General features: G+C 51.9%; 9 protein-coding genes. 4 read left to right on the top strand and 5 right to left on the bottom strand.

Annotated features, from left to right (window positions below; all coding sequences use genetic code 11):
* Positions 1–247: 247 nt before the first annotated feature.
* Positions 248–3,025, top strand: coding sequence for an insulinase family protein (locus NCTC9997_RS04440; protein WP_064977420.1), 2,778 nt, complete (start codon positions 248–250; stop codon positions 3,023–3,025).
* A gap of 116 nt (positions 3,026–3,141) precedes the next feature.
* Here NCTC9997_RS04440 and NCTC9997_RS04435 read toward each other — a convergent pair whose 3' ends face one another.
* The 3 genes from NCTC9997_RS04435 to fadI all read right to left on the bottom strand — a co-directional run bounded on the left by NCTC9997_RS04435 (position 3,142) and on the right by fadI (position 7,152).
* Positions 3,142–3,600 (bottom strand): YaiI/YqxD family protein, encoded by a 459-nt coding sequence (locus tag NCTC9997_RS04435; RefSeq protein ID WP_010862152.1) that lies wholly within the window; start codon positions 3,598–3,600, stop codon positions 3,142–3,144.
* A 112-nt stretch (positions 3,601–3,712) separates the two neighbouring features.
* Positions 3,713–5,842: a fatty acid oxidation complex subunit alpha FadJ gene (gene fadJ / locus NCTC9997_RS04430; protein ID WP_064977419.1), complete on the bottom strand. Its 2,130-nt coding sequence runs from the start codon at positions 5,840–5,842 to the stop codon at positions 3,713–3,715.
* Positions 5,842–7,152 (bottom strand): acetyl-CoA C-acyltransferase FadI, encoded by a 1,311-nt coding sequence (fadI, locus tag NCTC9997_RS04425; protein ID WP_064977418.1) that lies wholly within the window; start codon positions 7,150–7,152, stop codon positions 5,842–5,844. Before fadI ends, fadJ begins: the two co-directional genes overlap by 1 nt.
* 476 nt (positions 7,153–7,628) lie before the next feature.
* On the opposite strand from fadI, the gene NCTC9997_RS04420 reads away from it, so the two are divergent.
* Complete coding sequence (locus NCTC9997_RS04420; RefSeq protein WP_081632794.1) at positions 7,629–9,395, top strand: BatD family protein; 1,767 nt, start codon at positions 7,629–7,631, stop codon at positions 9,393–9,395.
* A 193-nt stretch (positions 9,396–9,588) separates the two neighbouring features.
* Here the strand turns inward: NCTC9997_RS04420 and NCTC9997_RS04415 are convergent, their stop codons facing one another.
* Positions 9,589–9,879, bottom strand: a complete 291-nt coding sequence (locus NCTC9997_RS04415) for a YfcZ/YiiS family protein (protein WP_010862156.1) — start codon at positions 9,877–9,879, stop codon at positions 9,589–9,591.
* 490 nt (positions 9,880–10,369) lie between these two features.
* On the opposite strand from NCTC9997_RS04415, the gene NCTC9997_RS04410 reads away from it, so the two are divergent.
* Together NCTC9997_RS04410 and NCTC9997_RS04405 are read left to right on the top strand one after the other, a co-directional pair.
* Positions 10,370–11,686, top strand: coding sequence for a porin (locus NCTC9997_RS04410; protein ID WP_064977417.1), 1,317 nt, complete (start codon positions 10,370–10,372; stop codon positions 11,684–11,686).
* Between the two features lie 476 nt (positions 11,687–12,162).
* Positions 12,163–13,470 carry an outer membrane protein transport protein gene (locus NCTC9997_RS04405; RefSeq protein WP_064977416.1) on the top strand — a complete coding sequence of 436 codons (1,308 nt, stop codon included), beginning with the start codon at positions 12,163–12,165 and terminating at the stop codon, positions 13,468–13,470.
* 150 nt (positions 13,471–13,620) lie between these two features.
* Here NCTC9997_RS04405 and NCTC9997_RS04400 read toward each other — a convergent pair whose 3' ends face one another.
* Positions 13,621–14,385 (bottom strand): MlaA family lipoprotein, encoded by a 765-nt coding sequence (locus NCTC9997_RS04400; protein ID WP_010862159.1) that lies wholly within the window; start codon positions 14,383–14,385, stop codon positions 13,621–13,623.
* Between the last annotated feature and the right edge of the window lie 423 nt (positions 14,386–14,808).

The following is a 14,808-nucleotide window of genomic DNA, read 5'->3' as shown; positions in this document are numbered from 1 at the left end:
TTTTATCGCATTATCCGGTCTGTTTTACTTATTTAACACAACCGGATCCTGTCATTGCCCGCTCATTGTGCCTTAATCCGTTCAATAACTAAACGTTTCACCGGTGAAAGTGCGGCCTGCGGCGAGCGGATATAGGTATGACTAAAGAAAATTGCACCGCACTGATTCCCGCTCCATAATGGGAGTCAGAAAGACCATTCTCTGTCACGAGCGCCGTCCATACATCTGATAACAACGAGGCACCGCCGTGTATCAAAGCCCGAACGATCATAAACAGTACCGTCATCTGGTATTAGCCAATCAACTGCGTGTGTTGCTGATCCATGACCCGTCCACTGCGCGGGCGGCAGCGGCGCTGTCGGTGCGCGCCGGTCACTTTGATGATCCGGTCGACCGTCAGGGAATGGCGCATTTTCTTGAACATATGCTGTTTCTCGGCACTCAAAGCTACCCGCATCCGGGGGAATTCCAGCAATTTATCAACCGCCACGGCGGCAGCAATAATGCGTGGACCGGCACCGAGCATACCAACTACTTTTTCGAGATAGTGCCCGATTATCTGCCGGAAGGGCTGCAACGTTTTGGCGGTTTCTTTACCGAACCTTTATTCAATCCAGAATTGGTGGATAAAGAGCGTCAAGCCATTGATGCCGAGTACAAACTCAAACTCAATGATGACACGCGGCGCTTGTATCAAGTGCATAAGGAAACCGTCAATCCCGCGCACCCATTTGCCAAATTTTCAGTCGGCTCTCTCGATACGCTGGCCGACCGCGAGCACGCGTCGGTGCGCGATGATCTATTGCGCTTTTATCAGCGCTATTACTCCGCCGATCGCATGTGCTTAACCATTTTAAGCGCCCACGATCTGGACAGCCTAGAGCAACTGGCCGAGCACTGCTTTAGCGCCATTCCGTGTCAACCCGCATCGGCACCAGAGACCTTGCCACCGCTGTATCGCGAGCAAGATTTAGGCATTTTGATCCACGCCAAGCCGAAAAAAGAGACCCGCAAATTAACCCTGACCTTTGGTTTACCCAATTGCGATCAGTTTTATCGGCAAAAACCGCTCTCTTTTATCGCTCACCTGCTCGGTTATGAAGGCCAAGGCAGCCTGCTGTCATGGCTCAAACGCCAAGGTTGGGCGAACACCTTATCCGCCGGAGGCGGGATCAGCGGCAGCAATTTTAAAGATTTCAGCGTTAGCCTGCTCCTCACTCCAGAAGGAATGGCGCATGTGCCAGAGATCGTCAGCCAGATTTTTGCCTATCTGGATCTGATCCGCCAACAAGGTCTGCAGGCTTGGCGCTACGCGGAAAAGCGCAGCGTGCTGGATACGGCATTCCACTTCCAAGAGCCGAGTAAACCGCTGGATTTGGTCAGCCATCTGGTGATGAATCTGTTTTTGTATCCGCCAGAAGATCTGCTGTGTGGCGATTACCTGATGCAGACTTTCGATGAAGCGCAGATCCAACACTTCCTCAGTCAGATGCAACCCGATCGTTGCCGCCTGACATTGATCGCCCCCGATCTGCCTACCGATCGCCAAGCGCAGTGGTATTTCACGCCGTACAGTGTGCGCCCACTGCCTGCCGAATGGCTGGCTCAGTGGCTACAACCGCAGAGCAATCCGGCGCTGTATTTACCGCCAGAAAACCCGTATTTGGTGGATAATCTGCAACCGCACCCGTTGCACGATGACAAGCCCTACCCAACTTTGCTGCAAGACCAGCCCGGTTTTCGCTTGTGGCACTATCAAGAGCCAGAATTTCGACTGCCGAAAGGGCATATCTATATTGCGATCGACAGCCTAAACGCCGTCAGCTCACCGCGACATGTAGCGCTGACCCGTTTGTGTGTTGAGATGCTGATTGATTCGCTGACTGAAGCGACCTATCCGGCAGAATTGGCGGGAATTGGCTATAACATTTACGCCCACCAAGGCGGCGTGACATTGCAGTTATCCGGCTTTAGCGCCAAACAGCCACTGCTGCTGCAAACCATTTTGCATCGCTTTCGCCACCGCGAGTTCCGGCAAGAGCGTTTCGATACCATCCGCCAGCAACTGCTGCGTAACTGGCGGAATGTGACGGAAGAAAAGCCGATTTCCCAGCTGTTCAATCAGCTTACAGGCTTACTGCAACCGAACAATCCTCCGTACAACAAGCTGTTACCCGAACTGGAAAAAGTGACGCTGGCGGAGTTACCGCCTTTTGTTGAGCAGATGTTCTCGCATGTGCACATCGAAATGCTGATGTTTGGCGACTGGCCGGAATCGCAAGCGCGGTTACTGGGCGAGATGCTGACCACCCATTTGCTGACCGACAGCAATCCGGGCCATGAAACTCGGCGTCAATTGGTCAGTATTCAAGGTCGCGGTAGCCTGCTGCGTCAATACGATTGCGCGCACCATGACTCGGCGCTGCTGGTGTATTACCAGTCTGCGCACTACGCGCCGCGAGATATTGCGCTGTCTATCTTCACCAATCACCTGATGTCTGCCACATTCTTCCATGAACTGCGCACTCGCCAGCAATTGGGGTACATGCTCGGCTCAGGTAATCTGCCGCTCAACCGCTTTCCGGGGCTAATTTTTTATGTACAATCACCGGTCGCTGGCCCGACGCACTTGCTGGAATCGATTGATGATTTTATCAATGCCTTCCCACTGGTATTGCTGGAGCTGACCGAGCAGCAATGGCAAGCCAGTAAACAAGGGCTGCTGGCACAAATTAACGAGCCAGATACTAACTTGCGCACCCGCGCTCAGCGTTATTGGGTCAGTATCGGCAACAAAGACTGGACGTTCGATCAACGCCGCCGCATTGCCCATGCGGTGGCGTCTCTCACCCGTGCCGAGGTGATCCGCTTTATCGTCACCCAGCTCAAACCGCGCACGGCCGACCGTTTAATCTTGAGCAGCCACGGTGAGGCGCACTTAAACCAAGAGCGACTGCGTGTTGAGCATGTGATTACCGATGCGGGCGCCTTCCAGCGCCAAAGCCGCAAGCTGGAAACGCCGTAGCGGATATCAATATCGCCAAGCTCGCCAACACAGACGCTGACCGCGTTAACCGCGCGGTCATTCTTTTGGCATCTCTATGGGTATCGCGACGCTTAAAGATTTAACGGCTTAAAGTATTAACGACAACTGCGCTGATAGCTGACTAACCAACGATCGAGCTCACCGGCAAACGCTTGGCGATCACGTTGACTAAAGGCCGCCGGCCCGCCGGTTTGGATCCCACTGGCGCGCAGGGTATCCATAAAATCACGCATGTTCAAACGCTGACGGATATTTTCACTGGTATACAGTTCGCCGCGCGGATTCAAGGCAATCGCTTTTTTTTCCAGCACTTCCGAGGCTAACGGAATATCGGCGGTGATCACCAAATCTCCCGCCTGTGCACGGCGCACGATTTCGTTATCCGCCACATCAAATCCGGCCGCCACCTGAATACTTTGAATATAACGTGACGGCGGCACCGCCAACGGCTGGTTGGCCACTAAGGTCACCGCAACACCTACGCGCTCAGCGGCACGAAACAAAATCTCTTTGATCACTTTTGGACACGCATCGGCATCCACCCAAATTTGCATAGCTTGACTCAACCCGTCAGGGAAAAACGGCAGCATAACAGTGGCGGCGGCATAAAAAAACCAGCCTTACGGCTGGTTAACAAAAGGAGTGATTTTAAAGGAGGTTATCTTATTATTCTGAATAGAATTTCTCATTCCCCTGCGCCATCTGCAACAAGCGCTCACAAGGTTCAAAGCGTTGGCCAAACCGTTTCGCATGTTCCTGCAGACGGGTTGTCAGCTGTGCAGCGCCGATGCGATCCATGTAACGGAACGGGCCGCCTAAGAACGGAGGGAAACCAATCCCGAAAATCGCCCCAATATCCCCATCGCGTGGGCTGCGGATAATCCCTTCATCTAAACAGCGCGCTGCTTCATTAAGCATCATTAGCACACAGCGTTCGGCCAATTCTTGTGGCTCTTGGTTGGAACTCGGCTGTACACCCAGGACCTTGTACACGGAGGTATCCGGCAGCTTCTTCCCTTTACGCATTTTTTTGCCGTACAGGTAAAAACCGCGCCCATTTTTACGCCCTTTACGATCATCTTTGAGCAGGGCGCTAAAGGCGTCAGGCGCAGCAAAACGCTCACCGAGCGCTTCTTGCAAAATAGGCGAAATCTTAGCGCCGACATCAATGCCCACTTCATCCAGCAACGTAATCGGGCCTACAGGGAAGCCAAAATCCATCAGCGCGGCATCAATATGCTCGATACTATCACCGGCCAACAGGCAGCGCGCCGCCTCATTCATGTACGGAGCCAGAATCCGGTTAACATAAAAACCGGCCTGATCCGCCACCACGACGGGGGTTTTGCCCTGCTTACGCGCAAATTCGACCGTGGTTGCGATGGTCTGCGCCGACGTGCCGGCATGCGGGATCACTTCCACCAACGGCATTTTATCGACTGGACTAAAATAATGCAGCCCGATCACATTTTCAGGTCGCTGCGCCTGCGCCGCAATCTGACCAATCGGCAATGAGGAGGTATTGGAGGCAAACACGGTATCGACTCGGCAATATTGTTCAACATCCGCCACCATCTTTTGTTTGAGTTTCAAATCCTCAAACACAGCTTCGACCACCAGATCGCGTTCGGCAAACGCAGTGTAATCCAGCCCGCCGGAGAGCATCAGCATCTGTTTTTGCATCTGCGCAGGCAGCAGGATTTTCTTCTTCACCCGTTTGTTCAAGATATCGTAGCTGTAGCGCAGCGCGTGGTTAATCCCCGCACTGGCCACATCTTTAATGCGCACCGGTAACCCGGCTTTGCTGGCGGTCACAAAGGCAATCCCGCCGCCCATCAAGCCGCCGCCTAATACACCAATACTCTTGAGTGGCAGCGGCGTAGCGCCCGCTTCACGCTCTTTTTTCATCTCGGTGGTGGCAAAGAAAATCGAGCGCAGTGCGGCAGACTCTTGGGTCATTACCAGCTCACCGAACTCACGCGCTTCGGCCTCTAAACCGGCGGCCACGCCCTTTTCTAAACCACAACGCACCACATCCAAAATCTTCTCAGGCGCGGGATAATTGCCACGGGTTTTACTTAAAGTTTGCTTGGTCGCCTGATTGAACACCAGATTACGCCCCGCGCTGTTGCCTTCCAGCAACCAGCCCATCGCACCGCCCGGTTTACTGCGTTTCGGTTTCGGTTGCAACGCCAACTCTGCGGCGGCCTGCAGTAAAATACTCGGCGGAACCACATCATCCACCAGCCCCATTTTACGCGCTGATTTTGCCCGTACACTGCGCCCAGTCAGCATCAAATCTAAGGCCTTGGCAACGCCAATCAGACGCGGCAGACGCTGCGTTCCACCAGAGCCAGGCAACAGACCGAGCTGCACTTCCGGTAACCCTAGTTGGGTTTTATCATGCTCGGTACACACGCGAGCGTGGCAAGCCAGCGCCAACTCTAGCCCCCCGCCTAAGCAAGCGCCATGAATCGCCGCCACCACGGTAAACGGCAGTGCTTCTAGCTCAGCCATCACCGCATGCCCTTGGCGCGATAAAGTTGCCGCTTCATCGGCGCTACGGCAGGCGGCCAACATGCTGATATCCGCTCCGGCGACAAAAGAGTCGGTTTTGCCGGAAATTAGCACCAGACCGCGAACATCATTACGATTTTTCAGTTCGGATAAGATCGCGCGGATCTGTTCGCCAAACTCGGCTTTCAAGGTGTTAACACTATCGCCAGGAACATCCATGGTCAGTACGCCGACCCCGTCATCCCTGACCGTTAAGGAAAATGCGCTTTGTGTAGTCATTATTCGCTCTCCAATACCATGGCGGCGCCCAATCCGCCGGCGGCACACGCGGTGTTCAATGCTAATCCACCGCCACGGCGCTTCAGCTCACGCAATGTCTGGGTGATCATCCGCGCGCCGGTGGCCGCAAACGGGTGGCCATAGGCTAAAGAGCCGCCCAGCACGTTGAATTTGTCCATATCCACCTCGCCAATGGCTTGGCTACGGCCTAATTTGTCGCGTGCAAAATCCGCACTGGCAAACATCCGCAAATTAGCCAAGGTTTGCGCGGCAAAGGCTTCGTGCATGTCAATCAAGGTCAAATCGGATAAGGTGACACCCGCGCGCTCAAGCGCCAGTGGCGTGGCATAAGACGGCCCCATCAGCATGTCTTGCCACACATCGATAGCCGCAAAAGCATAGCTACGAATAAAGCCGAGCGGGGTCAGGCCAAGCGCCTTGGCGCACCCTTCGCTCATCAACATGACGGCAGCGGCGCCATCGGTCAACGGCGTACTGTTTGCTGCCGTCACCGTACCGTGGCGGCGATCAAAGGCTGGTTTGAGACGAGCATAATCGGCGAGTGTGGAGTCGCTGCGGATATTGTTATCTTTTTCTAGCGGCGCTTTGTACGGAGCCGAATACGCCGTCATCACTTCATCGGCCAGCAAGCCATCGGCCCAAGCACGCGCAGCCAGATGGTGCGATCGCAACGCCAGCTCATCTTGCTCGGCGCGGCTAATGTGATAGGTTTTGGCCATCTGCTCGGCGGTTTGCCCCATTGATAAGCCGGTGGAATACTCTGCCACCGCCGGAGGAACCGGCAGTAAATCGCGCAAACGCAGGCTGGAGAAAATCTTCAATCGCTGGCTGAGACTGCGCGCTTTATTTAAATCCACCAATGCACGCGCTAATTTTTTCGACACGCCAATCGGCAGTACGGAAGAGGAATCGGCGCCACCGGCAATGCCAGTTTCGACCGTGCCGCTGACAATGCTGTCACAAATATTGGCGACAGCTTGAAAGCTGGTCGCGCAGGCGCGTGAAACGCTGTACGCATCGGTATGAACGCTCATTCCGGTGCCTAACACAATTTCCCGGGCGATATTGGGCGCTTCCGGCATCTGCACCACTTGGCCGAACACCACTTGATCAATCAGTTGTGGATCAAGGCCACTACGCAGCAGCAGCTCATTGACCACCATTTTTCCCAGATCCAACGCCGGTACGCCGTGAAATGCCGTCGCCTGACGGGCAAACGGGGTGCGTAATCCTGCCACCACCGCAATACGCTCACCGCTACGCGTGGTAAGGTTTTGTACCGCTTTCATGTGAACTCCTTTCAGAAATAGGCGCGCCAGTCTGCCGTGCTGGTCAGACCTGAACACCTTGAGTGTAACCTCTTGTTCACAATATTCAAACAACTGTTTGAGGCAGAAATGGCTTAGCCGGTGAGTAGAAGATCTTTCCCTCGTGTTTAGCCAGAAGGCCAACCACACCGACAATGAAGACACAATGACGCTGTCATTTTTTTGACTGCGCGGTGTCAATTGTTACCCGCACCACGAGCCACAATGACTACGGCCACCGATGGCCGTGACTAACTCTCACCGTGGCCTGCATTCGCGAGTTGATAAGGCGGACTCACCTCCTCCACCTTGTTCCTTACTTCCCTTACCTTGCCTGACCTTTCTAAGATAAGGCATATTTTTTGCTTACTTTTTTCTAGGAAAAGTTTCCATTACAGCGTCGCCAATACGCCGCTCTGTTTGTGCTGATACGTGGCCGGTTATCGACCGGTTACAGGATGCGTGTTATTTCACTCGATTCGGACATAGTCACCATTATGCTGATGGTACGCGATACCTTGCGCTCAATAACACTCTGGAAAACAGGGATAGCCTTGCTCTGCCTGAGCCTCAGCCCGCTGGCACAGGCCCTGACCAAACTGGATATCAGTATTGATAAAGAGCCGGTGGAACAAGGGCAACCTTTTACCCTGACCATCACCGCCGATGATCTGCTGCCCAATGAGGCGCTGGATCTCTCCCCGCTGTTTGGGCAGTCATTTGTGGTCGGTAACACCGAATATAACCAGATCCCTGCCGATAAAAAGCAACCGGCGGCAACCCGCTGGAAAACCACGCTGATGCAGGATCAAACCGGTAATTACCAAATTCCGGCACTGACTATCGATAACATCGCCAGCCAGCCACTGGCCTTTAATGTGGTGCCGGCAAAAGTGGAAGAGAAAAAAGAAGAAGTACCTGCCGAGCCAGCAAAACCGGTGATCACCTTGGATCAAGCGGTACTGAATACGCGCCTGTCTAAGCCGGTCGCCTATCCAGATGAAGCGGTATATCTGGATATCGATTTGGAACTGGCCAGCGAATTGCTCGATGGCGTGCTCTCTACGCCTGAGCTCAGCAACGGCACCTTGCGCCAAGTTGGCCAAGACCGCTCTTGGAGCTTAATGCGCGATGGTAACCGCTACCAGATTGTCAGCCGCCGCTATCAAATCATGGCGCATGAGCCGGGTAACATCACCATCAGCAATATTCGTTTTCGCGGTACTGTGCGTGGTAGCAGCCAATTGCAGCCACCGCTGAATGCCTACGCGGAAGCCATGCCGGTTACGCTGAACGTCCGCCCACTGCCAAAAGATTTAGCCGCCAACTGGCTGCCAGCGGAGAAAGTTTCGTTAGAAGAGACTTGGTTCCCACAGCCTACTGCCGCGAAAGTCGGGGAGCCACTGACCCGTACCATCCGTCTGCGCGCTCGTGGGTTGGGTGATAAGCCACTGGTGATGCCAGAGATTGTCTACCCTGCCGAACTCAGTTTACATGCCCAACCGGTGGAGCAACGCCGCACCGTCAATGGGGAAACCGAGCTGGAAATTCGCCATATTCTGATGCCGAAGCGCACCGCCAATAATGTGATGCTGCCGGAAATCAGCCTAACTTGGTGGAATACCCAGACCGAAAAAGCCGAAACTGCCGTACTGGCAGCTCAGCCGCTGGTTATCAGCAGTAATCCAGCGCTCAGTCAGCCGGTTGTGCCGATGGTGAAACCGAAAGAGAACTACGCCAACCTCTTTGGCTACATTGCGATCTTCGGTGGTTTCTTACTGGCCGGTGGCCTGTACTGGCATTTCAGTCAAAAACGCAGCTTGCGTAACGAGCTGAGCCGCCTGTCATTGATGATGCCAAGCGAGCCGGAGCCGGAAGAAAAAGCCTGGTTGGAATTAGAGCAAGCTCTCAACAGCCATGAGCCGGCACAGATCACCCGTGCGCTCAGCCAATGGGCGCGTCAACGTTGGCCGGGGCGCAAGTTCACTCACTTTGCCGAATTGCCAAGTGGCGATGCTATCGATCGTGAACTAACCCGTTTGCGCCGTAGCAAAGATAATAAGAGCAGCTGGAATCCACAGACACTGCGCCAGTTACTGCATCGAATCCGTGGGATCCGCAGCTATAACAGCAATAGTGCACCGACAGTCAGTACGCCGGTCACCGATTTACGCCGTGATGATGATTTTCCAAAAATCAGCCTCAAGCTGGATGACAAGGATTAATCCGATTCACTAGCGCATTAATAATGCGCTACATAACAAAAGGCGTCTAAGAAAAGATGCATGAAAAAAGGCCGTATCCAAGGATACGGCCTTTTATTTTGTTCACTATTTTACCGTGTCGGCAGACAAGCAATAAAACCTCGCCCTACACAGTGCGACCAACACCCGCAACGCATGCAGGTTTATCGCGTGATTAACGCAGCGCCAGCTGGAAAATCATCGTTTCAGCTTGGCAGGAGAAAGAGAAATCTGCACTCAGCTTGAAACCATCAGCAATCTCAGTGATATCGCTGGTGATATCACACGGTTCAGATTCGATATCACGAGCTTTTTGAGTCCATTTGGCCAAAAATGCTTCCGCCTCGTCTTTGGTCGCAAAAACTTTCTCAAGGCTAGCAGTGCAATCGGTGTTATCCAGAATGGTGCCAACATCCATACAGCAGCAAGCAGCGGTTTCTTGTGCGCGGCAGATATCATTAGACATAAATAGGTCCTCTCGTGAGCCGAATAAAATCAAACAGCCAAAACCTCAAATAAGGTATGGGATTATCATACACGGCTCATCAGTCTGACCCAACAGGAATTATGTGCTTCATTTTTAGCACTGGATTTGATTGCTCAAGTGTTAACAAAAGATTGAATTATGTATTATCTGAATGAATCAGCGTGAAAAAATCCACGTTTCAGCTCACATTCCGCGTAATATCTACGTTTCAGTTGAAATATTTATAAATACCTGTTTGCAATAAACTTTTAATTATCATCTTTATCCAATTAAAAATGATAACGTTACTCATGGTCAATATGAGTTTGTTTTTCGAACAAAACAGCCTGAAAAAGTGTTAACAAAAGGTTATTTTGCGCTTATATTGACCACTGGTCTGATTTCAGCAGACCGGCTAAGCCCCTACAATCCGCGCAACCCTCCATGAAGGGGGGACCGCAAATAATAATCACAGACAGAGAATCTGTATATGAACAAGAAGAACCTGTTAACCAAATCAGCTCTGGCTACCGCAGTGGCCTTATTATCCGCCAATGCCAGCGCCGCCGGCTATCAGATTGGTGAGCACTCCGCTTCCGGTCTGGGTCGTGCTTTCGCCGGTGAAGGTGCCGTGGCCGACAACGCCGCAGTCGTGATCCGCAACCCAGCCGCCATGATGATGTTCGATGCGCCGTCTATCTCTGGTGGTTTAACCTATATCGATCCAGAAGTGGATGTTAACGGCACGACATCTCGTCCACCTCTGGGCAAAATCCCAGGAAAAACATACAGCGCTAACGCTAGCGATATCGCTCCTTCTGCCGTAGTGCCGTTTGGTGCGGTTATTTATCCAATCAATGAACAATGGGCCTTAGGTGGCGCGCTGTTCTCAAACTACGGTCTGGCCACTGACTTCCCAAGCAATTTCAACGCCGGTTTCTTGGGTGGTAAAACTGACCTGACTACCGTTAACGCTAACTTAAGTGCGGCCTACCGCGTTAACCAACAGTTCAGCTTAGGTTTAGGTCTGAACGCAGTATACGCTGATGCGGAACTGGTTCGTCACGCAGGGATCCTGAGCTCCGATCCAGTACTGGGCTCCATCTCCAAACTGCCTTCCCCATCGACTGAGATCTCCTATCTGAAGGGTGATACTTGGGCATTTGGCTGGAACATTGGTGCGATGTGGGAAATCAACGAAGCCAACCGCTTGGCGTTGACCTACCGCTCTAAAGTGAAGCTGGATTTCGACGGTGACTACCGTGGTACTTCTTCAGTAACACCAAGCGGCTTTAACACTGTTCCAGCAAACCTGAAAGTAGATCTGCCTGATATCTGGGAAATCTCTGGCTACAGCCGTCTGAATCAACAGTTTGCTCTGAGCTACGGTATCATGCGCACCGGTTGGGACTCTTTCAAAGAGTTGAAAGCCACCAGCAGCCAGTGCCGTCCGGAAGAATGTCTGCAAAAAGACGAGAAGTTTGAAACCGCTTACCGTTATGCGCTGGGTGGTACTTACTACTACAGCCCAGAGTGGACTTTCCGTGCAGGTTTCGCCTACGACCAGAAAGCGTCTAAAGAGCATCCATCCATCTCTATCCCAGATCAGGATCGTGTATGGTACACCTTGGGTGCGACCTATGCCTTCGATAAGAACCTGAGTGTAGATGCTGGCTTTGCGTACCTGAACGGCCGCGGTGCTAACTTCAAAGAGAACCAAGCTGTTGGTCCAGTCACCATTCCTTCCGAGTTTGACTCCAAGGGTGATGCGTACCTGTACAGCGTGGGTCTGAACTACACCTTCTAATATCGCGTATCGGATACATCCATGCATTCTCGGGGATGTTTTCTGAATGCAAAAAGCCGGTCATCATGACCGGCTTTTTTGTACCTGTTACTCCTGCCTAACATTACTATCAACTCATCGTAATGGCGCACAGTGGCAACAAAATATTCCCATTCATTTTGATATATCGATAGCTTATTGAGCGAACTAAAATACTTCAGCGATTCTATAAATCGGCATGTAATAAGCATCATCGCGCTTAAAAATCGCTTTAAAATCAACCAATTTCAGCGTACACCGTGAAAAACAGCTGTACGCTGAAATTCAATTTGAGCGTACAAGCATTCGCTGACATTCGATATAAAACTTCATTTAATTAAAAAATTATAGTTTTAAACTCTGTTTTTATACCCATTACTGAAGAAGATTTGTATTAGGGATTGAGCGCACTACCATGCCGATACACATTTTCTCCATTCCAACGACATCTACTTATAATGAACAAGAAGAATATTGCGCGTTTGATTACCGGTGCGCTTTCCGGTGGACTGTTAATGCAAGCCCATGCCGCAGGGTTTCAATTAGCTGAATACTCAGCTACTGGCCTTGGCCGCGCCTTTGCAGGTGAAGCCGCCATCGCTGACAATGCTTCCGCTCAAGCCCGTAACCCAGCGCTGTTGGCGCAATTCGATTCGCTGAATGTGTCTGCTGGCGCGATTTACGTTAACCCGAATATCGACCTGAAAGGCACCACTACCACGCCACTGCATACCAAAATCGCAACCCAGGCTCGTGATGTAGCCGGTGATGCGTGGATCCCGAATGCCTATGCAGCAATGCCAATCAACGAGCGTTGGTTTGCAGGTTTAGCCATCAATTCTAACTTTGGTATGTCGACCGATCTGGAAAGCTCCTTTGCTGGCACCCAGTTTGGTAACCACACCAAAGTTCGCACGGTTGAATTTAATCCGAACATTGCTTACAAACTGAGTGACGAATGGCAACTGGGCGCCGGTGTTCGCTACGTACAAGGTGAAGGCTCAATTGGTGCTAGCGCGCCTTACTATCTGAACGCCTTGCCACAAACTAGACCATTTGCCGGTAAAACCCTCAAATACATGGAAGGCGATGACCATGCCTGGGGTTGGCAAGCCGGTGCTGTTTGGCAACCAACAAAAGATACCCGCATCGGTGCCGCTTACCATTCACAAATTAAACTGGACCTGAGCGGACACGCTGAAGGACTGGTTTATGATATGGCGATGCAGCAACGCAATGGTCAATATCCTGGTGTATTGCCACTGACCTTGCCTGCCAGCGCTGAATTGGCGGCATTCCATCAGATCACCCCACAATGGGCGGTGCACGGTAGCCTGAACTGGACCGAGTGGAGCAAATTCAAAGAACTGGTTGCTGATATCCAAGGTCTGGGTAATGACACGGTGAAAGTTGAAAACTGGCGTAATAGCTACCGCTTAGCGTTAGGTACCACTTATACACTGGACGATAGCACTCGCCTGCGCGGTGGTGTTGCTTACGATCGCTCAGCGGTTGATAGTGCAAACCGTACCTTAAGTATTCCAGAAATGGATCGCTACTGGTTCAGCGCCGGTATTGGCCATGATTTCACCCCGAACCTGACTGTTGATGCCGCATTGACTTACATTGCCGGTAAAAAAGCGGATGTCTCTGAGCCACGTCCACACATCGCGAACGATGCACAAGCGGGCATGATGGGGACATTCACCGGACAAGCCAGCGGTGATATCTGGTTGACCGGTGTGCAAGTGACTTACCGCTTCTGATCCACGCATCAGTCGCCATTGCAGGATAAAAAAAATAAAGGCACCTAACGGTGCCTTTATTTTTTGCTTTAGCGTCAATGATGGCTGACCGTTTCTGGCCTGTCGACCATGTTGTCATAACATCAAACCTCTCAGCACAATGTCATCGCATCAATCAATTTCATCAATGACGTCGTTGAGCTCTTTGGCATTCGGATTTTCAGTGGTCGGCGCGCGGCCACCGCTGACAATGAAGTTCTGATTTTGGAAATAAGCGTCACGGAACAAGATATACGAGTCTGGCGAATTACGCAGCAGAGCATCTTTATCCAGCGCATCCGCACGGCTATCAATGCCTTCCAACGCCCACTTAGCCACGCTACCCCATGGTGTGATCAGCGCCAACGGTACATAGGTGGAGTCCACCAAGCCGCCGATGTCCTGTCGTGGTGTAAATGAGCCATAACCCGGCACCATCACGTATGGACCAAAACCGACGCCATAATGGCCCAGCACATGGCCAAACTCACGCTGGTTTTCTTTTTGCATACCGGCAGCGCCAGCCACATCGACCAGACCTAACAGACCAAAGGTGCTGTTAATCCAGAAGCGGTTGAAATGGACAATGGCTTCTTTGGGCTGCCCTTGCAGCAAGTAGTTCACTGCTGAAGCAGGCTCATCCAGATTACTCAGCACATTACGAATGCCGGAAGTAATCGGCTTAGGGGTGTTACTCCAACCGACCGCTAATGGACGCAGAATATACGGGTCCAGTACGTCGTAGTTGAATTTCCACATCGTACGGTTAAACCCTTCAAACGGGTCATTAATCTGGCTATCGACCGCACTGCTCGCTTGCGCTTGATCAGGTTTTGCCGCGCAACCGGCTAATAACGATGCGGCCACCAGTAAACTGACTGCAGTTTTTTTATCCATGTTGTTCCATCTGCGAAAACCGGACAACAGTGCAAGTCCGGCTGTATTAAGGTTTTGATTATAAAAGCGTAAAGCGAGTACACCGCGTTGATCATGCGCACTCTGATCACGTACTGCTCACGCCAGTGCAGAATAACTGTCTCTGCGTCATCGTCCTGATATTGGTCAGCGAAGGCTGTTTTCGCCTTGCCTGCGTGTCCGTCCCCCTCTTTCCATTACGACGCTCTTGAATTCGCAAGAAACGAGGGTATTGCTTAATGGTAACAATTTTAGCATAACTTTACTGCTTCTGATGTGTAGTGCGACATACTGACAGGAATGAAGCTAGCCCTTCTGCAATGACTCAGCGCTTAGTTTTCAGAACACGCCATCCCCCCCAGAAAACCGAGCACCCTAACGGCGGACGATTAAACAGCTCATCAA

Source organism: Plesiomonas shigelloides (assembly GCF_900087055.1).
GTDB lineage: Bacteria > Pseudomonadota > Gammaproteobacteria > Enterobacterales > CAMTGL01 > Plesiomonas > Plesiomonas shigelloides.
The sequence above is the reverse complement of the archived record's forward strand: the minus strand, read 5'-3'. Positions and strand labels throughout refer to the sequence as shown.

Coding starts and splice junctions, on each gene's coding strand:
- NCTC9997_RS04435 (WP_010862152.1), bottom strand. CDS start 3,600: ATGCAAATTTGGGTGGATGCCGATGCGTGTCCAAAAGTGATCAAAGAG.
- fadJ (WP_064977419.1), bottom strand. CDS start 5,842: ATGACTACACAAAGCGCATTTTCCTTAACGGTCAGGGATGACGGGGTC.
- fadI (WP_064977418.1), bottom strand. CDS start 7,152: ATGAAAGCGGTACAAAACCTTACCACGCGTAGCGGTGAGCGTATTGCG.
- NCTC9997_RS04420 (WP_081632794.1), top strand. CDS start 7,629: ATGCGTGTTATTTCACTCGATTCGGACATAGTCACCATTATGCTGATG.
- NCTC9997_RS04415 (WP_010862156.1), bottom strand. CDS start 9,879: ATGTCTAATGATATCTGCCGCGCACAAGAAACCGCTGCTTGCTGCTGT.
- NCTC9997_RS04410 (WP_064977417.1), top strand. CDS start 10,370: ATGAACAAGAAGAACCTGTTAACCAAATCAGCTCTGGCTACCGCAGTG.
- NCTC9997_RS04405 (WP_064977416.1), top strand. CDS start 12,163: ATGAACAAGAAGAATATTGCGCGTTTGATTACCGGTGCGCTTTCCGGT.
- NCTC9997_RS04400 (WP_010862159.1), bottom strand. CDS start 14,385: ATGGATAAAAAAACTGCAGTCAGTTTACTGGTGGCCGCATCGTTATTA.